This is a genomic window from Corynebacterium stercoris (assembly GCF_024160105.1).
Lineage (GTDB): Bacteria > Actinomycetota > Actinomycetes > Mycobacteriales > Mycobacteriaceae > Corynebacterium > Corynebacterium stercoris.
Window position 1 is genome coordinate 72,374 of record NZ_JAMFTQ010000007.1, and the last position, 17,042, is coordinate 89,415.

Genomic DNA, 17,042 nt, shown 5'->3' on the forward strand with positions numbered 1-17,042 from the left:
CCCGCGCAGCCCGCGCCACGCCGATTCGGGAGGTGACACCCATGTACTACCCGGCCCCAGGCCACCAACACATCAAAGTGCTCGTGCCCCGCGCGACGTTCCCCGACGTCGAGCGCCTGCCAGGCGTGCGCGCCGTGCCCGACAACCCCATGGCGCCGCTGGTGCGCCAGGCACTCGACGCGTCCTTCGGCGTGCGCGACCCGGAGTCCCTCACGGGCGCGCTGTTCGACATGGGCGTGCGCAGCCACATCCGCGCCAGGCTGCGCCAACCCCGCCCGGCGGGCGAGGTGCGCGTGCTGTCCTGCCACACCCGCGAGAACGGCGAGGCGTTCGGCAGCGTCGCCGTGGGCGAGCGCCGCTACGCCTGGGCGGCGAAAATGCGCAACGGCCGCCTCGTGTCCTTCAAGGTGCTCTAGGCGGGGCTAGGCGGAGGCGCCTTCCGGCTGCTCGAACTGCTTGCGCATCATGAACAGCTGGCGGACGGTCTCCTCCTGGACGGCCTCGTTCATCGCCTGGAACATGTCGCCGCCCTCCTTCTGGTACTCCACCAGCGGGTCACGCTGCGCCATGGCGCGCAGGCCGATGCCCTCCTTGAGGTAGTCCATCTCATAGAGGTGCTCGCGCCACTTCGTGTCGATCACCGGGAGGATCACCATGCGCTCGATGTTGCGCATCTGCTCCTCGCCGCCGATCGCGGCGACGTTCTCCTCGAGCTTGTCGTACTGCGCCTGGGCGTCGTCGACAAGCGCCTGGCGCAGCTGCGGGGCGGTGATTTCGCCGGGGCGGCCGTACTCGCTGCCGTCGATAAGCTCCTGCGCAGAAACGGTGGGCCCGTAGAGGGAATCGAGCGCGTTCCACAGCTCGTCGAGGTCCCAGTCCTCCACGTAGCCCTCGCGCGTCGCGCCGTCGACGTAGGCGCCGACGGTCTCTTCGATCATGCGGCGGACCTGGCCGGCGATGTCCTTCGAGCCGAGGATCTCCTGGCGCTCGCGGTAGACCACCTTGCGCTGCTCGTTGAGCACCTCGTCGTACTTCAGGACGTTTTTGCGCATCTCGAAGTTCTGGTTCTCCACGCGGGACTGCGCGCTCTTGATCGCGTTGGACACCATCTTGGCCTCGATCGGCACATCGTCCGGCACGTTGAGGCGGTTCATCATGTTCTCCATGGATGTGCCCATGAAGCGCACCATCAGCTCATCGCGCATGGAGAGGTAGAAGCGGGTCTCGCCCGGGTCGCCCTGGCGGCCGGAGCGGCCGCGCAGCTGGTTGTCGATGCGGCGCGACTCGTGGCGCTCGGTGCCGATCACGTACAGGCCGCCGGCGGCGCGGACCTCGTCGCCGAGCTGCTCCGAACGGGCCTTCGCCTTCGGCAGCTGCTCGTCCCACGCCTGCTGGTAGCGCTCCTCGTCCTCGAAGGGGTCGAGGCCCTGCTCCTGCAGCTTCGCGTCCAGGAGCACTTCCGGGTTGCCGCCGAGCACGATATCGGTGCCGCGGCCGGCCATGTTGGTGGACACCGTCACCTTGCCGGGCAGGCCCGCCTCGGCGATGATGCGGCCCTCTTCCTCGTGGTGCTTCGCGTTGAGCACGTTGTGCTTGATGCCCTTGCGGGTGAGCAGCTGGGAGAGGTACTCGGAGCGCTCGACGGAGGTGGTACCCACCAGCACCGGCTGGCCGTTCTCCACGTGCTCGGCGATATCGTCCGCCACGGCGGAGAACTTCGCCTCCTGCGTCTTGTAAATCAGGTCGTCGCGGTCCTTGCGCTGGTTCGGCTTGTTCGGCGGGATCGGCACCACGTCGAGCTTGTAAATCTGGTGCAGCTCGCTCGCCTCGGTTTCGGCGGTACCGGTCATGCCGGCCAGCTTGTTGTACAGGCGGAAGTAGTTCTGCAGGGTGACGGTCGCCAGCGTCTGGTTCTCGTTCTTGATCTCGACGTTTTCCTTCGCCTCGATCGCCTGGTGCATGCCCTCGTTGTAGCGGCGGCCCGGTAGGACGCGGCCGGTGAAGCCGTCGACGATGAGCACCTCGCCCTGGCGGATGATGTAATCCTTGTCGCGCTCGAACAGCTCCTTCGCCTTCAGCGCGTTGTTCAGGTAGCTCACCAGCTGGGAGTGCTCCGGCGCGTAGAGGTTGTCGATGCCCAGCTGGTCCTCGACGTACTCCACACCCTCCTCAGACACGCCGATAGTGCGCTTGCGGCGGTCCACCTCGTAATGGATGCCCTCGCGCATGCGCGGCGCGAGCTGAGCAAAGACGGTGTAGAACTGGCTCGAGCCGTCGGCCGGGCCGGAAATGATGAGCGGGGTGCGGGCCTCGTCGATGAGGATCGAGTCGACCTCATCCACGATCGCGTAGTTGTGGCCGCGCTGCACCATCTCGGAGACGGAGCGGGTCATGTTGTCGCGCAGGTAGTCGAAGCCCAGCTCGTTGTTGGTGCCGTAAGTGATGTCGGCGTCGTACGCCTTCTTGCGCTCCGGTGGGCGCAGCTCGGAGAGGATCACGCCCACCTCGAGGCCCAGGAAGTGGTGCACGCGGCCCATCATCTCCGCGTCGCGCTTGGCTAGGTAGTCGTTCACCGTCACGATGTGCACGCCCTTGCCCTCGAGGCCGTTGAGGTACGCCGGCAGCACGGAGGTCAGGGTCTTGCCCTCACCGGTCTTCATCTCGGCGACGGAGCCGAAGTGCAGCGCCGCGCCGCCCATGATCTGCACCTTGTAGTGCTTCTGGCCCAGCACGCGCCACGATGCCTCGCGGGCGGTGGCGAAGGCGTCGAGCAAAATGTCGTCCAACGAAGCGCCGTCGGCTAGCTGCTGGCGGAACTGGTCCGTCTTCGCCTTCAGTTCGGCGTCGGTGAGGGCGGAGTACTCTCCATCCATCGCCATGACCTGATCCGCAATCTTGGCAAGGCGCTTGACGGTGCGCCCTTCACCGGCGCGGAGCAGCTTCGACAGACCAAACACGCTTCAACGTCCTTCTACATTCGAGTATCAGTCAACGGGCTATTGTACCCACACGGACTCTAGAACCTGCAGCTGGGAAGCTGGGAACTTACTGGCACGCAGCGAAACGCCCGCCCTCCGGCCGGGTGGCGGGAAAGCGGGCGTCGGCAAGCGGGAAAGCCCTACTCGGCGTCGGCCTCACCCTCGGGTGCGAGCGCGATCAAGCCGTAGTCGAAGGCGTGGCGGCGGTACACCACGCTCGGGCGCTGGGTCTCCTCATCGATGAAGAGGTAGAAATCGTGGCCCACTAGCTCCATCTCGCTGAGCGCGTCGTCCACGCTCATCGGGGTGTTCGGGTGCACCTTGCGGCGCACGATCTGGCCCGGCTCGAAATCCGCGAACTGGTCCGCGTACGGGTCAACGTCGTACTTGCCCGGGGCCGGCTCCTGCGCCTGCACATCCGCGGCGGCCTGGTTTGCCAGCTCCGCAGCCATCACGCCGACGGACTTCGGGGCACGGTGGCCGGAGCGGGAAATCTCGCGGCGCACCTTCACCTTGCGCAGGGAGCGCTCAAGCTTGCCGACGGCGGACTCCAGCGCAGCGTAGAAGCTGTCCTCCTTCGCCTCGGCGCGGGCGAGGTGGCCCTTGCCGGTAGCGGTGATCTGGATGCGCTGCGCCTGGGCTTCGCGTCGCGGGTTCGGCTCGTGCTTGAGCTCGACGTGGAACGAGGTGAGCGACGGATCGAGCTTCTCGATCTTCGCCAGCTTGGCGTTCACACGTTCCTGAAAGTGTTCCGGTACCTCGACGTTTCGGCCGGTGATGGTGACCTGGGCGGACGGGCTCAGGCCTGCCTCGGGGGCGACGTTGTCGTGCTCTGCAGAGGTCATCTGCTTCCTCCTTGGGTAGTAGGAACGGGTTCACCCCAATTGTACAACTGGATATAACCAATTTTTGCGGGGTTGCTGGGAAGGTGCTGCCAATTCTTCAGGCCGCGCATATCGCCAGGCAGGCGGCAACGTCCGCGCCGTGGGCAAGCAGCGTCTCCACGCTCGCCTGCAGCGTCGCGCCGGTAGTCACCACGTCGTCGACGATGATGCAGGTGTCGCCCGGCACGCCGGTGAGGCGGACGGCGCCGGCGAGATTCGCGCGGCGGGCGGCGGCGTCGAGCTCACTCTGGTCCGCCGTCCGGGCGTCGAGCGAGAGCACCGCGGCCACGGGCCGGCCGGTGGCGCGGCAGCACGCTTCCACGGGATCGCCGCCGCGCGCGCGTGCCGACGCCTTCCTCGTCGGCGCCGGGACCAGCACCGCGCCGTGCGGAATCTCGCCGCGCGCCTCGAGGTGCGCGAGTGCGGCATCGAGCACCGCGCCGGTGTGGCGGCGGATAACCAGGTTGTTCTTCTCCTTCATCGCCAGCACCACGTCGCGGTGCGGCGCCGCGTAGGGGCCGAGCGCGAACACAGGCACGTGCGGGGAGGTGTTCGGGAACACGCGATGCGGCGGGGTCGCGAGTCCCACCCGACAGCGCTGGCACAGCACGTGGCCGGGTGCGCCGCAGCCCGCGCAGCGGCGCGGCAGCAGCAACTCCCCCAGCGCCACTTGAAGCCGCCTACTTGGCCACGATCGGCATCGCGCGCACGCCCTCGAGCCCCGGCACTTCGCGCCACAGCGGGTTGTCGGAGCCGGTGCTCGGCAGCTGCAGCAGCGCGTTCGCGTCGGTGACGTAGAGCATGTTGGGCGAAGCCGCGACCGCCACCACCGGTGCGGAGATGTTGCCCACGCTCAGCGTCGTGACGCTGGAGCCGTCCTGCTCCACGCGCAGCACCGGGGAGACGGAGCTGGACGTGCCGACGATCAGTGAGCCGTCCGGCTGCCAATCCGCCGCCACCACCGAGCCGCCCAGCTCTGTCGCGTACTCGACGACGTTGACCACCGCGCGCTCGCCCGGCGCGCGGCGCTCCACAATGCCGGTGTAGAGGTGGCCGTCAACCACCATGACCACACGCGCGCCGGAGCGCGACAGGCGCAGCACCGAGATGTTGCCGCGCACGCCGTCCGGCATCTCGGCGACGATCTCCTCCGTGGTCACCTCGCCGGTCGCTGCGGAGCGTACGCTGCGCAGGATGCGGGTGCCGTCCGCCACCGTCCACACGGCCGCGGACCGCGATTCGAACGACGGGCGGGTGAACGTGATCGCGGTGATCAGGTCGCGGCCCTCGCCGCCCAAGGTGCCTGCCCTCAGCACCGTCGGCGCGTTCACGTCTGCGTTGTCGAGCACGGCCACCCAGTTGCCGTTGGCGGTGATCTCCGCAGTGATCACGTTGCCCGCGGTGCCGAGTTCGTCGGCGAGTGGTTGCTTCTCGCCACCGTCGATAAGCGAAATGCTCCCGTCAGTGAGGGTGTAGAGCTTGGACGCGCCCGCGGCCTGGATCAGCGGGCTGAGCTCGACGAAGTCGTCGGTGGTGAGGGTTTCGGCGTCAGCAAGCAGCGGCGCGCCATCCGCCTCGAGCGCGAAGGGGCCGGAGATGCCTGCCGACGCCAGTGTCCACACCACCTGCGCCGCGAATTGCGCGCGCTCGTCCTCGCGCACGCCGCCGAAGCCCGTGAACTTGTACGTGCCGTTCTCGTAGCCGATGTATGAGACCTCGGCGGGCAGCGTGTTCGGCACCGCCGGCAGGAGGCGCTCGGTGGGGCCCTCCATGATCAGCGAGATCAGCGCACTCGGCAGGGTTTCGCGGCGCGTGAAGAGCCAGCGGCGGTCCGTCACCAGCTCTTGGCCCTGCGCGTCGAAGAAGTAGATGTTGAACGGCTGGTACTGGTTTCGCAGCTCCGTGCGCTCCAGCACCACGCCCGCCGGCAGCGAGGAGATGCGCCACTCGCCGCCGACCATTTCCATCTCGATCGTCGCTTCGTAGGAGCCGCGCTCCGGGCGGAACGCGCCGCCTGGGCCCAGCACGCCGACGACGTTGCCGTGCACGGAGAAGCTGCGGCGGCTCGGCGTGCCGCCGGGCAGCGTGTTCACGCCGATGCGGTCCACCACGAGCGTCTCCTCCGTGGGGTCCCACGCGGCGGAGGCCTGGGTGGTCATGAACGCGCGCGCCGCCTCGTAATCGGAGGACGGGATCGCCGACGCTGTGTAGAAGTCGCGCAGCAAGAGGTCGGCCTCGCGGCCCGCCTCCGGGGTGATCACCGGCGCGGCCGAGGCCTGCGGGCTGTAGGGGCGCAGCACGTGCGGGTCCGACGTCGACGGCAAGCTCGCGCACCCCGCCGCGAGCGTGCCGACGGCTGCGAGCGCCACCAGCGCCGTTGTTCTTTTACGCCTCACGGGCGGCCTCCTTGGTGAGGGCGCCGGGCGCGTCGCAGTCAACGTCAGCCGCGATCTCGTCGGCGCCTTCCGCCTGGGCGCGGGCCTCGGCGACGTCGTCCGGCTCGCCCGGTGCCTGCAGCTCGACGGGGGCGTGCGCGTAGCCGGCTTCCGGGTCGCGCGGCAGCACGAGGCGGAACTGCGAGCCCACGCCAGGCACGCCTGCCGCGTCGAGGATGCCGCGGTGCAGCTGCGCGTCCTCGCGGGCAATCGCGAGGCCCAGGCCCGTGCCCCCGGAGTGGCGCTTGCGGGACTTGTCGGCGCGCCAGAAACGGTTGAACACCAGCTCCTCCTGGCCGGGTTTGAGGCCCACGCCGCAGTCGGTGACGGTGACGGCCACGGCCTCGTCGTTCTCGAACAGCGCGACGTGCACCGGCTTGCCCTCCGAGTGGTCGATAGCGTTAGCGATCAGGTTGCGCACGATGCGCTCGATGCGGCGCGGGTCGCCCTCGATCTCCACCTGCTCCTCCGGCATCTCGAACTGCACCTCCACGTCGAGCTCTTCGGCGAGGTGGCGGGTTTGCGCCCACGCGGATTCGATCGGCCCGCGCGCGTCCATGCGGGTGCTGGCCAGGTCGGCGACGCCGGCGTCGTGGCGCGAGATTTCCAGCAAGTCGTTGAGCAGCGCCTCGAAGCGGTCCAGCTCGCGGGTCATGAGCTCGGACGCGCGGCGTGCCGACGGATCCAGCGAATCCTGGTCCGCCGCGATCAGGTCCGCCGCCATGCGGACGGTGGTGAGCGGGGTGCGCAGCTCGTGGGAGACATCGGACGTGAACTGGCGCTGCAGGTCGCCGTACTCCTCGAGCTGGTTGATCTGGCGCGAGAGCTTGTCCGCCATGTTGTTGAAGGACAGCGCGAGCACCGCCATCTCGTCCTCGCCTTCGACCGGCATGCGTTCGCGCAGGTGGCCGGCGGCGAATCGCTCCGCGGTGCGCGAGGCGGAGCGCACCGGGGCGACGATCTGCTGCGACGCCAGCCACGCGATGCCCACCAGAAGCACGATGACGATGAGCGCCGCGGACGCCAGGATGCCGCGCATGAGCGCGAGCGTCGAGGCCTCGTTGTCCATGTTGGTGACCAGGTACACCTGCAGGTTGGGCACATCCGAATCCGTCGGGGTGCCGATGATCAGCGCGTTGTACGGCGAGCCGTCCGGCCGCTCCACCACGGCGAACTGGTAGGCCACGTTGCCTTGGGTGACGTACTCCACCAGGCGCTCCGGCACCCGGTAGGACTCCGGGGAGGACGTGACCACGCCGAGCGAGCTCTGCACAAGCAGGACCGGCTCGTACACGTTGGCGACGTCGGAGCCCTGCTGGGTACGCTGCGTCAGGCTCGCGCGGGCGGAGCTGAGGCGCGCCTGCAGCGAGGAGGTGGATCCGGTGGTGTCGATTTGCTCTTCCACCACGACGCGGGCGCGGTCAATTTCTACGCTGGCGGCGTCGATCTTGGCCTGCGCGATGCGCTGGGACACCACCGTGGCCAGCGCGAAGCCGAGCACGAGCATCACCACCGCGGAGACGATGAGCACCGTGCCCACGAAGCGCACCTGCAGCGAGGTGCGCCACGATTCGGAGGCGCGCTCGCCGGCGCGTTTCAACCGGTTCGCCGCCAGGGCTACGCCTCCGTCCGGCCGGTCTTGTACCCCACGCCGCGCACGGTGAGGATGATCTCCGGGTTCTCCGGGTCGTGCTCAATCTTGGAGCGCAGGCGCTGCACGTGCACGTTGACCAGGCGGGTGTCCGAGGCGTTGCGGTAGCCCCAGACGTTCTCCAGCAGCTCCTCGCGGGTGTGCACCTGGTTCGGGCGGCGCGCCATCTCCACCAGCAAGTCGAACTCGAGCGGGGTTAGGCCGATCTCCTGGCCGTCGCGGGTGACCATGTGCTGCGGCACGTCGACGGTCAGGTCGCCGATGTGCAGAATCTCCGACGGCTCCTCGTCGGTGCGGCGCAGGCGGGCGCGGATGCGGGCCACCACTCTTTCGGTTTGAAGGGCTTCGTGATGTAGTCGTCCGCGCCGGATTCCAGCCCGAGCACCACGTCGACGGTGTCGGTCTTCGCGGTGAGCATGACGATTGGCACGCCGGATTCCTTGCGGATCTCCCGGCAGATGTCGATGCCGTTCATGCCCGGCAGCATGAGGTCCAGCAGGATCAGGTCGGGGTTCGTCGAGCGGAACGCGGGTACTGCGGCGGCGCCGTCGGTCACGGATTCCGTCGCAAAGCCTTCTGCCTCGAGCACGATGGTGAGCATCTCGTTGATGGCGGGGTCATCGTCGACAACCAGAATCTTCGGCGGCATGCGGGCTCCTTAGCGCAGATCGGTGATGCTTCGCATGATAACGGCCGCATCCGCCGAGACCACCCAGGGACCCGCCCAGCTGCGCTCCGCGAGCCGGCGGTAGGCATCGAACGTCGCCACCTGGAGCCCCGCGTCGCGCTCGTAGCGGTCGCGGGCGCGCTGCGGGTCCTCCTCGGCGCGGTGCACCGCGCGTGCCGACGCCACCTCAGGCGACGTATCCACCAGCACCTGCAGGTCAGGCCGCGGCAGACCCAGCCTCTCAAACTCCAGCTCCGCAACCCAGCGCACCGCCGTCTCGTCGCCGGAGCGCGCCCACGTGTAGGCGGCGTTGGAGGCGGCGTAGCGGTCGAGGATCAGCAGCTCGTCCTGTGCCTCCGCAGCGTGCGTCAGCGTGTCCAGGGCGCCGTGGCGGTCGAGGGCGAACATCGCCGCCATGGCGTAGGGCGAATCCGTCATGTCGCCCATCTGGCCGTGCAGGGCTGCCTGGGCCAACTGGGCCGCAGCAGAATCGTCGTATCGCGGAAAGGCGAGCGTGGAGGCGGTGATGCCGGAGGGGAGGCGCTGCAACAAAGCGTCGACAAGCGTGCGCTTGCCCGCGCCGTCGATGCCCTCAACCGCGATGATCATGGTCGCCCTCCTAGTAGCGGTAGTGCTCGGGCTTGTACGGGCCGGCGACGTCGACGCCGATGTACTCCGCCTGCTCCTTGGACAGCTCCGTGAGCGTGCCGCCGAGGGCCTCGACGTGGATGCGTGCGACCTTCTCGTCGAGGATCTTCGGCAGGCGGTAGACCTCGTTGTCGTAGTTGTCGCCGTTGGTGTAGAGCTCGATCTGCGCGATGGTCTGGTCCGCGAAAGAGTTGGACATGACGAAGGAGGGGTGGCCGGTCGCATTGCCCAGGTTGAGCAGGCGGCCCTCGGAAAGCACGATGATCGCGTTGCCGCTCGGCAGCTCGAACAGGTCCACCTGCGGCTTGATGGTGGTGCGGGCGACATCCTCGCGGTGGATGAGCGAGTGCATGTCGATCTCGTTGTCGAAGTGGCCGATGTTGCCCAAAATGGCGTGGTCCTTCATCTGCAGCATGTGCTCGAAGGTGATGATGCCCAGGTTGCCCGTCGCCGTGATCACGATATCCGCGTCCGCGATCGCATCCTCCACCGTGACCACCTGGTAGCCGTCCATGAGCGCCTGCAGCGCGTTGATCGGGTCGACCTCGGTGACGGACACAATGGCGCCCTGGCCGTCGAGCGCCTCCGCGACGCCCTTGCCCACGTCGCCGTAGCCGCACACCAGCGCGCGCTTGCCGCCGATGAGCACGTCGGTGGCGCGGTTGATGCCGTCGATGACGCTGTGGCGGGTGCCGTAGCGGTTGTCGAACTTCGACTTGGTCACCGCGTCGTTCACGTTCATCGCCGGGAACGGCAAGAGGCCCTCGCGTGCGAAGTGGTAGAGGCGGTGCACGCCGGTCGTGGTCTCCTCGGTGACACCCTTGACGTGCTCTGCGGTGGCGGTCCAGCGGCCCTTGTCGGTCTCGAGCACCTCGCGCAGCATTGCGTAGAACGCGATCTGCTCGTCCGAGTCGCCATCCTGCGGCTGCGGCACTGCGCCGGCGTTTTCAAACTCGGTGCCCTTGATCACGGCCATGGTCGCGTCGCCGCCGTCGTCCAGGATCATGTTCGGGTACACACCCTCACCCCAGGAAAACACCTGGTTGAGGCACCACCAGTACTCGTCGAGGGTCTCGCCCTTCCAGGCGAACACGGGCACGCCCTGCGGATCCTCCGCGCTGCCGTGCTTGCCGACGACCACCGCAGCCGCCGCCGCGTCCTCCGTCGAGAAAATGTTGCAGGACGCCCAGCGCACCTGAGCGCCGAGGGCCGTGAGCGTCTCGATGAGCACCGCCGTCTGCGTCGTCATGTGGATGGAACCCGCGATGCGCGCGCCGGCGAGCGGCTGCTCGTCCGCGTACTCCTCGCGCAGCGCCATCAGGCCCGGCATCTCGTACTCCGCGAGCTCGATCTGCTTGCGGCCGGCCTCGTGCAGCGAGATGTCCGCGATCTTGTAATCCATGTGTCAGCGCTCCTCGTGGGGGATTATCGTTCAACTACCCACGACTCTACCGCCCGCCGCCGCGGGGCTTTTCAGCGCTTGACGACGCTAGGACAGCGCCTCAATGAACTGGTCCACGTCCGTATCCCCCTCCGGGTCCGCGGACTCCAAGACACCGGAGGCGGCCTCGGCGAGCTTCTCGCTGATCTCGCCCGAGTTGGAGCGGATGAACGGGTAGTTCTCGGCGATCTCGCCCGCGGAGAACGGAGCGCCCGACCAAATGGCGGCGATGGTGGCGGCGGCGAGGCCGTTCAGGCGCTCCTCCTCGCTGGGGTTGCCGTCGGAGGCGAGGAGCACCGCGTCGCGGACTGCCTCGAGGATCTCGTCGGACTCGAGTTGTGCGAGGTCATCCAGGAAGTCGGTGTTGGCCTCGGCGGAAAAGATCTCGCTCTCCCAGGTGCTCATGCTGTGCATCCTTTCGTTGCTCGGTGTGGGCGCATACTTTAGCCCTATATACGTCAGGCGATCCCGGCACGTGAGCGGTTTACCTGAAATTCACCCGAAGAGTCCCTGTGTTTCGGCTCACAGGAAACTGGAATGGCCGATCTGCGTGCTATAAACAGTGCACGTACAGGGCGTTACCGTTCCGTGATCTAAGGAGGCGAGTATGGAGCAGAACCGACGCGGCGTCGGCGTGTTCATGCTCGCCGGCCTTGCCCTCGCCATCGTTGTCGGCGTGGTGGTGTGGAACGCCTCCGCCCCGGGACGCACCGTCACGGCCGGCTATACCTCCAGCACCCTCCCGGCGACGCAGACCGGTGCCGAGCTCTCCCCCGCTTCCCGCACGACGCTGTCGCCGAGCGCCGCTTCGGTTGCGTCGGAAAGCAGCGTGCACGCGGAGTCGACGGCAGCGGCGCCGGGCAAGCGGACGTCGGCAAGCAAGCGCCCGAACCGCGCGCCGCAAGCCGGGATCGGGCCGTCGCAGGTGAGCAATTTCGGTTCCGGCGGTACCGAGCTGCCGGCGGCGCCGGTGTCGAACCCGAATTACCGCATGGAGGCGGACCCGTTCGCCCCGCCGCACGCCGTGACGTCCGAGCCGAGCTCCGCCGCGCCGACGGTGGCGTACCGGCCGACGAATGTGCGCCCCATGTCGCAAGAGTCCGAGGCGAGCTCGGAGTTCACGAGCGCGGCGCACACGCCGGTGCCTTCCGTGACGTCGCCGGCGGAGAGCAGGCCGTCGGAGCCGAAGCAGACGCCGGCGCCGCAGCCGGCAGTCGAGAAGTCGAGCCCGGAGGTCACGGTGGAAGACCGCACGACCGTGGAGCCGACGGCCACGAGCCACACCCCGACCGTGGTGGATGATGGCGCAGCCGCGAGCGAAGCACCCGCCACGCCGACTGAGTAGCTAGGCGCGCACGAAGAACAGCTCGGCGGTCTCCCCCGGTGCCGCGGTGAACTCCGCGGCCGGGTCGGTCGCCGGGATCCACGCAGCCTGGCCCGGCGCGAGCGCAAACTCGCCGCTTCGCGCACAGCCGGCGGTGCAGAGCACGACGGCGGGACCGTCCACGTCGACGGTGAGCGCGGTGCCGTCCGTGAGGCGGTGGCGGGTGACGTGGAACGCGTCAATCGGCAGGTCAAAGGCAACTTCGCTTGCCGACGGCACCGACACCGGCGCGTGCGGATCAGCCAACTCCGCGAAGTCGAGCACCCGCACGAGCTCAGGCACGTCCACGTGCTTTGAAGTGAGGCCGCCGCGCAGCACGTTGTCCGAGTTCGCCATCACCTCAACGCCGAGGCCCGACAGGTAGGCGTGGAGCTGGCCCGCGTCGAGGTAGAGCGCGTCGCCCGGCGCGAGCGAGACATGGTTGAGCAGCAGCGCCGCGAGCGCGCCCACATCGCCCGGGTAGCGCTCGGTGAGCTGCAGGAACGTCTGCGCGACCTCCACCATCCAGGCGTCCGCGTCGGAGGCGACGAGCTCGCGTGCCGACGCCGCGGCATCGGCGATGAGGCGGGCGCGCAGCGTCGTCGGCAGGGAAATCAGCGTGGTGAACAGCGCGCGAAGGCTTTCCTCCGGCTGCGCCGGGTCCAGCATGCAGGTGTAGCGCTCCAGACCGCCGAGGGCCGCGAAGAGCTCGAGCGTTTCGGCCACCGGGCGGAAACCGGCGAGCGCCTTGAACTCCGTCAGTGCGACGATGAGCTCCGGCTTCGGGTTCGGGTCCTTGTAGTTGCGGCGCGGATCCCCCAGCGCGATGCCCTCAGCGTTCTCGCGGGCGAAGCCCTCGCGCGCCTGGGCCGCGGAGGGATGGGCCTGGATGGACAGCGGCTCGCCGGCTGCGAGGAGCTTCACCAAAAACGGCAGCTGGTTGTCGAAAGCCGCGGCCGCGCGGGCGCCGAGCGCAGCCTCCGGATCAGCGGCGATGATTGCGTCGAGCGGCTGCTCTCCGATGCGCGACGGCGCCGCCGGGTGCGCGCCGAACCACAGCTCCGCCTCCGGCCGCTGGGCAGGTGCGGGCGTGCCGCGCAGCTCCGCCAGGAGCGTGCGGGAACCCCACGGATAGGCGCGCAGCGCACCCTCGAGGTACTGCATCCACAAACTCCTCTACGACCAAAAGCGACTCACACGGAGGCATCATCGAGGATGGTGGCGGCGTAGGCTCGGGTGATTAACCTAAGCGCCTGGGCGGTGTCGCCCAGCCCCGCCGCCTCGACTGTTTCGGCGCGCGAGTTGGGCACAGCGACACCGGGAGCCCCGGCAGGCTGTGCCCAAAGAACGGTCTTCAATGGTACCAGTTCCAGCGGGCCGTCGAGGTACGGGTCGTAGAAGATATCGTCGGCACGCGCGGCGCCCGACGGCGAGCCGAACTCCACCGCAAGCGCCAGCTCCTCGGCGTCGACGAAGCCGGACGCGAGCCCGCGCGCCGACCAGATCTCCGCCACGAGCTGCGCAATCGCGCGGCCGCAGCGGGTGGTGCCGGAATGCAGCACACGCGCATCGGCGGCGAAGGCACGCAGCTGGCGCGCCGGGTTCACGGACGCGTCGCGCTCCGGGGAGAGCGAGGTGAGCTCCGCGTCGACCTCCTCGGCGAGCACCTCGAGCTGGCCGGCGATCACGTCCGGGTCGCCCGTGAGCGCGTCGAGTACCGCCGCGACGGCCGCGATGGTGCGGGCCGGCGAGGCCCCGGCGGCGGTGGGCAGGGCGGGGAGGATCGTGGTGGAGGAAGGGGCGTCGTCAAGCAGCGGCCCCCGGGCAGGGCCCGCGAGCACCGTCTCCGCGCCGCGCCCCGCAGCCGCGGCCAAGCCCCGCGCGTCCTGCTCGCGCGCGGCGGCGTCGCCGACGACGAGCACCACATCGAGCGGGCCGACGTACGACGGCAACGCGTCCGTGACCAGCACCGGCAGCTCAAGCGGCGTGCGCACCGCCACCAGCGCGCGTGCGGCGGCGAGCGCGATCTGGTCCGTGCCCAGAACCACCACCGAGCGCGGCTGCATCCCGCGCAGGTGGCTTAAGCGCTGCGCAGCCTGCGCGATCGCGCGCAGCTGGGCGCCCTCGTGCGCGACGTCGAAGAAGCGCACCGTCTCGCGGTCGTAGTGGCCGGCACCGGTGTAATAGGAATCCTCCATGCCGCCAGCCTAGGCGCGGATGACGGCGAGGATCTCCGAGACCAGCTCTTCAACCTCCGCGCGCGTCGGCGCCTCGACGTTGAGGCGCAGCAGCGGCTCCGTGTTCGAGGCGCGCACGTTGAACCACGCCTTGGAATCGGTAAGCGTCACGGTGACGCCGTCGAGGCGGTCCACATCCGCGGTGCGCTCGGCGAAAGCGTCGAGCACGCGCTGCGTCGCCGCCGCCTGGTCGGCGACCTCGGAGTTGGTCTCGCCCGACGCCTCGTAGCGCTCGTAGCGCGCCATGAGCTCGCTGAGCGGGCCGTCGAATTCCGCCAGCGCGGCGAGCACGTGCAACGCGGCGAGCAGGCCGGAATCCGCGTTGAAGAACTCGGTGAAGTAATAGTGCGCGGAGTGCTCGCCGCCGAACAGCGCGCCGCGCGCCGCCATCTCCGCCTTGATGTAGGAGTGGCCGACGCGGGTGCGCACCGCCGTGCCGCCCGCCTCCTCCACAATCTCCGGCACCGCGCGCGACGTGATCAGGTTGTGGATGATCGTCGCGCCGGGGTGCTCAGCGAGCGTCCGCGACGCGATCAGCGCCGTAATCGCCGACGGGGACACCGGGCGGCCGCGCTCATCGACCACGAAGCAGCGGTCCGCGTCGCCGTCGAAGGCGAGCCCGATGTCCGCGCCCTGCTCCGGCGTGAATTTCTGCAGGTCGACGAGGTTCTTCGGGTCCAGCGGGTTCGCCTCGTGGTTCGGGAACGTGCCGTCGAGCTCGAAGTACAGCTCGCGCACATCCATGTCACCCAGCACTGCCGGCACCGTCAGCCCCGCCATGCCGTTCGCTGCGTCGACAGCGACCGTGAGCTTCCGCTTCACCGGCACCAGCTCGCGCAGGAACATCGCGTACGCCTCGAGCACATCACGCTTTTCGACGCTTCCTTCCTCCCCCGCGTAGCTCGGAATACCGTCGAGAAGCATGGCCCTGATCTGCGCGAGCCCGGTGTCCGTCGAGACCGGCGTGGCGCCCGCGCGGCAGAGCTTGATGCCGTTGTACTGCGCCGGGTTGTGCGAGGCGGTGAACATCGCGCCCGCGCAGCCGAGGGTGCCGGCGGCGAAGTAGAGCTCGTCGGTGGAGGTCAGGCCGAGCTCGATCACGTCGAGGCCCTGGGACGCCGCGCCCTGAGCGAACGCCGCGGCGAGCGACGGCGACGACGGGCGCATGTCGTAGCCCACCGCGATCGTGCGTTCGCCCTCGCCGCGGAGAATGTGCGCGAACGCGGCGCCGACGCCGCGAGCCACGTCCTCGTCTAAGGTCTCCCCCACGACACCGCGGATGTCGTACGCCTTGATGAGCTTGTCCAGGGAATCCCCCGTGTGCGTGATAGCCATGCGGGCTATCTTATTGCTCGCCCTCTTCCGCCTGCGCGCCCGGCTCCGGCACCACGCGCAGGTGCGAGCGGCGCTTCGCGCGTTCCGCCGCCGCCTGCTCCTCCACCCGCTTCGTGCGGTGCACCGGGTGGTTTGAGGTGGCCGGGTCGTTGAAGTCGTGGGACGCGCCGTACTCGATCGGGTCGCCCGAGGTGTCCACCAGGCCGGTGGTCACGCGGCCCGCCTCGCGCACCGCCTCGGCAAGCGCGGTGAGCTCGTGCTCGTCCATCTCCTCGAGCTCGTCGTCGGTGATGTCGATCTGCTCCACGCGCACCATCTCCCAGCCCACCGGGGCCGTGATGTGCGCCGAGTGGCGCTCGCACAAATCCCACGCGTGCGGGTCCGCGACGGGCGCCAGCGGGCCGATCACCGCCGTCGACTCCGCGTAGGCGTACACCAGCGTGGCCACGGCGGGCCGCCCGCAGCCCGGCCGGCAACAACGACGGAAAGTATTCACGGCAGCCAAGTCTAAACCCCAGCTTGAGTTTTCGGTAGCGCCGCCGCGGCGCGCCAGGGCGGGCGGCGGCGGGCGCGGGCCTAGACTGTGCAGCCATGACGACATCTGGCGCGGCGGGCGGCCCACTCCACCTGCGACCGGGGCGCGACCGCCACGGCCGCGGCGCCCGGGGCCCGCTGCTGCCGGTCGGTGTCCCGCGCTACCGCACGCGCTCGATGGCCTTCGACCAGCTCGTGCTGGAAACGTACGCGCCGCTGCACAACGCGTACTTCGACCAGCTTTCCGGCGTCGACCTGGCCGTGGACACCATCCCGCGCATGCGGCTGCGCGCAGATTCCGCTGTGCTTCCCGACGAAATCGTCGCCGACGGCCCAATCCCCCTCGGCCGCGTGCTGGAAGCCGGCGTGGACCGCTCCGGCAACCCGACGCGGGCGCGTTTTGTGGTGTTCCGGCGCCCCGTCGAACAGCGGGCGCACACTGTGGAAGAGCGCTCGGAGCTGATCACGTGGATCCTCACCGCGCTCGTGGCGTACTACCTGAACCTGGATCCGCGCGACGTGGACCCCGATTTCCCCTGGTAGGCGCTAGCCGATCTGCTTCTTCAGGCGGCGGCGCTCACGGTCGGACAGGCCGCCCCAGATGCCGAAGCGCTCGTCGTGTTCGAGGGCGTACTCGAGGCACTCATCGCGCACGGCGCAGGCCTTGCAGATGCGCTTCGCCTCGCGCGTGGAGCCACCCTTCTCCGGGAAGAAGGCTTCCGGATCGGTCTGCGCGCAGAGCGCCTGGTCTTGCCACTCCTGCTCGACGGTGCCGAACAGTTCGTCGAGGGTCATGCCTCCCGCGGCCGCCCCTCGGAGAATGGTGTCATCGGCCATAGCCCCACGCCTCCTTCCTCCGTTGTCCTGTG

Annotated in this window: 16 protein-coding genes and 1 pseudogene; 3 read left to right on the forward strand and 14 right to left on the reverse strand. The window is 69.0% G+C overall.

Annotated features, from left to right (window positions below):
* Positions 1 to 41: 41 nt before the first annotated feature.
* The gene (locus M5J20_RS07130) at positions 42 to 416 is read left to right on the forward strand and encodes a hypothetical protein (protein WP_253577958.1); all 375 of its coding nucleotides are present in this window, start codon (positions 42 to 44) and stop codon (positions 414 to 416) included.
* A 6-nt stretch (positions 417 to 422) separates the two neighbouring features.
* Here the strand turns inward: M5J20_RS07130 and secA are convergent, their stop codons facing one another.
* The 9 genes and pseudogenes from secA to M5J20_RS07175 form a co-directional block, all read right to left on the reverse strand.
* Positions 423 to 2,957, reverse strand: coding sequence for a preprotein translocase subunit SecA (gene secA, locus M5J20_RS07135; RefSeq protein ID WP_253577960.1), 2,535 nt, complete (start codon positions 2,955 to 2,957; stop codon positions 423 to 425).
* 161 nt (positions 2,958 to 3,118) lie between these two features.
* A complete protein-coding gene (hpf, locus tag M5J20_RS07140) occupies positions 3,119 to 3,823 on the reverse strand; it encodes a ribosome hibernation-promoting factor, HPF/YfiA family (protein WP_253577962.1) in 705 nt (234 codons plus the stop codon).
* 97 nt (positions 3,824 to 3,920) lie between these two features.
* The gene (locus M5J20_RS07145) at positions 3,921 to 4,400 is read right to left on the reverse strand and encodes a ComF family protein (protein WP_253577964.1); all 480 of its coding nucleotides are present in this window, start codon (positions 4,398 to 4,400) and stop codon (positions 3,921 to 3,923) included.
* A gap of 142 nt (positions 4,401 to 4,542) precedes the next feature.
* Complete coding sequence (gene lpqB / locus M5J20_RS07150; RefSeq protein WP_253577966.1) at positions 4,543 to 6,258, reverse strand: MtrAB system accessory lipoprotein LpqB; 1,716 nt, start codon at positions 6,256 to 6,258, stop codon at positions 4,543 to 4,545.
* On the reverse strand, positions 6,248 to 7,897 hold the full coding sequence (gene mtrB / locus M5J20_RS07155) for an MtrAB system histidine kinase MtrB (protein ID WP_437177631.1): 1,650 nt from the start codon (positions 7,895 to 7,897) through the stop codon (positions 6,248 to 6,250). The genes lpqB and mtrB overlap by 11 nt, the downstream gene beginning before the upstream one ends.
* Positions 7,898 to 7,914: 17 nt before the next feature.
* Positions 7,915 to 8,597, reverse strand: a pseudogene (gene mtrA / locus M5J20_RS07160) (MtrAB system response regulator MtrA).
* Positions 8,598 to 8,606: 9 nt separating this feature from the next.
* The gene (locus M5J20_RS07165) at positions 8,607 to 9,224 is read right to left on the reverse strand and encodes a dTMP kinase (protein ID WP_253577968.1); all 618 of its coding nucleotides are present in this window, start codon (positions 9,222 to 9,224) and stop codon (positions 8,607 to 8,609) included.
* A 10-nt stretch (positions 9,225 to 9,234) separates the two neighbouring features.
* Positions 9,235 to 10,665, reverse strand: coding sequence for an adenosylhomocysteinase (ahcY, locus tag M5J20_RS07170; RefSeq protein ID WP_253577970.1), 1,431 nt, complete (start codon positions 10,663 to 10,665; stop codon positions 9,235 to 9,237).
* A gap of 87 nt (positions 10,666 to 10,752) precedes the next feature.
* The gene (locus tag M5J20_RS07175; RefSeq protein ID WP_253577973.1) at positions 10,753 to 11,109 is read right to left on the reverse strand and encodes a DUF4259 domain-containing protein; all 357 of its coding nucleotides are present in this window, start codon (positions 11,107 to 11,109) and stop codon (positions 10,753 to 10,755) included.
* Positions 11,110 to 11,311: 202 nt separating this feature from the next.
* Between M5J20_RS07175 and M5J20_RS07180 the strand changes: the two genes are divergently transcribed.
* Positions 11,312 to 12,049, forward strand: coding sequence for a hypothetical protein (locus M5J20_RS07180; RefSeq protein WP_253577975.1), 738 nt, complete (start codon positions 11,312 to 11,314; stop codon positions 12,047 to 12,049).
* On the opposite strand, the gene manA is transcribed toward M5J20_RS07180, so the two are convergent.
* The 4 genes from manA to M5J20_RS07200 are packed head-to-tail and all read right to left on the reverse strand — an operon-like array spanning position 12,050 to position 16,135.
* Positions 12,050 to 13,231, reverse strand: coding sequence for a mannose-6-phosphate isomerase, class I (manA, locus tag M5J20_RS07185; protein WP_253577977.1), 1,182 nt, complete (start codon positions 13,229 to 13,231; stop codon positions 12,050 to 12,052).
* 29 nt (positions 13,232 to 13,260) lie between these two features.
* Positions 13,261 to 14,265, reverse strand: coding sequence for a hypothetical protein (locus M5J20_RS07190; protein WP_253577979.1), 1,005 nt, complete (start codon positions 14,263 to 14,265; stop codon positions 13,261 to 13,263).
* 9 nt (positions 14,266 to 14,274) lie between these two features.
* Positions 14,275 to 15,639 (reverse strand): phosphomannomutase/phosphoglucomutase, encoded by a 1,365-nt coding sequence (locus tag M5J20_RS07195; protein ID WP_253577981.1) that lies wholly within the window; start codon positions 15,637 to 15,639, stop codon positions 14,275 to 14,277.
* Between the two features lie 10 nt (positions 15,640 to 15,649).
* Entirely contained in the window at positions 15,650 to 16,135 is a 486-nt protein-coding gene (locus M5J20_RS07200) for a DUF3499 domain-containing protein (RefSeq protein WP_253577984.1), read from the reverse strand.
* A 95-nt stretch (positions 16,136 to 16,230) separates the two neighbouring features.
* Between M5J20_RS07200 and M5J20_RS07205 the strand changes: the two genes are divergently transcribed.
* Positions 16,231 to 16,716: a metallopeptidase family protein gene (locus M5J20_RS07205; RefSeq protein ID WP_253577986.1), complete on the forward strand. Its 486-nt coding sequence runs from the start codon at positions 16,231 to 16,233 to the stop codon at positions 16,714 to 16,716.
* Positions 16,717 to 16,719: 3 nt separating this feature from the next.
* Here M5J20_RS07205 and M5J20_RS07210 read toward each other — a convergent pair whose 3' ends face one another.
* Positions 16,720 to 17,010, reverse strand: a complete 291-nt coding sequence (locus M5J20_RS07210) for a WhiB family transcriptional regulator (RefSeq protein WP_437177632.1) — start codon at positions 17,008 to 17,010, stop codon at positions 16,720 to 16,722.
* Positions 17,011 to 17,042: the final 32 nt, after the last annotated feature.

Excerpts from the sequence above, each read along its gene's own strand:
- M5J20_RS07130 (WP_253577958.1), top strand. The coding sequence starts at position 42 with ATGTACTACCCGGCCCCAGGCCACCAACACATCAAAGTGCTCGTGCCC.
- hpf (WP_253577962.1), bottom strand. The coding sequence starts at position 3,823 with ATGACCTCTGCAGAGCACGACAACGTCGCCCCCGAGGCAGGCCTGAGC.
- M5J20_RS07165 (WP_253577968.1), bottom strand. The coding sequence starts at position 9,224 with ATGATCATCGCGGTTGAGGGCATCGACGGCGCGGGCAAGCGCACGCTT.
- ahcY (WP_253577970.1), bottom strand. The coding sequence starts at position 10,665 with ATGGATTACAAGATCGCGGACATCTCGCTGCACGAGGCCGGCCGCAAG.
- M5J20_RS07175 (WP_253577973.1), bottom strand. The coding sequence starts at position 11,109 with ATGAGCACCTGGGAGAGCGAGATCTTTTCCGCCGAGGCCAACACCGAC.
- M5J20_RS07180 (WP_253577975.1), top strand. The coding sequence starts at position 11,312 with ATGGAGCAGAACCGACGCGGCGTCGGCGTGTTCATGCTCGCCGGCCTT.
- manA (WP_253577977.1), bottom strand. The coding sequence starts at position 13,231 with ATGCAGTACCTCGAGGGTGCGCTGCGCGCCTATCCGTGGGGTTCCCGC.
- M5J20_RS07190 (WP_253577979.1), bottom strand. The coding sequence starts at position 14,265 with ATGGAGGATTCCTATTACACCGGTGCCGGCCACTACGACCGCGAGACG.
- M5J20_RS07195 (WP_253577981.1), bottom strand. The coding sequence starts at position 15,639 with ATGGCTATCACGCACACGGGGGATTCCCTGGACAAGCTCATCAAGGCG.
- M5J20_RS07205 (WP_253577986.1), top strand. The coding sequence starts at position 16,231 with ATGACGACATCTGGCGCGGCGGGCGGCCCACTCCACCTGCGACCGGGG.
- M5J20_RS07210 (WP_437177632.1), bottom strand. The coding sequence starts at position 17,010 with ATGGCCGATGACACCATTCTCCGAGGGGCGGCCGCGGGAGGCATGACC.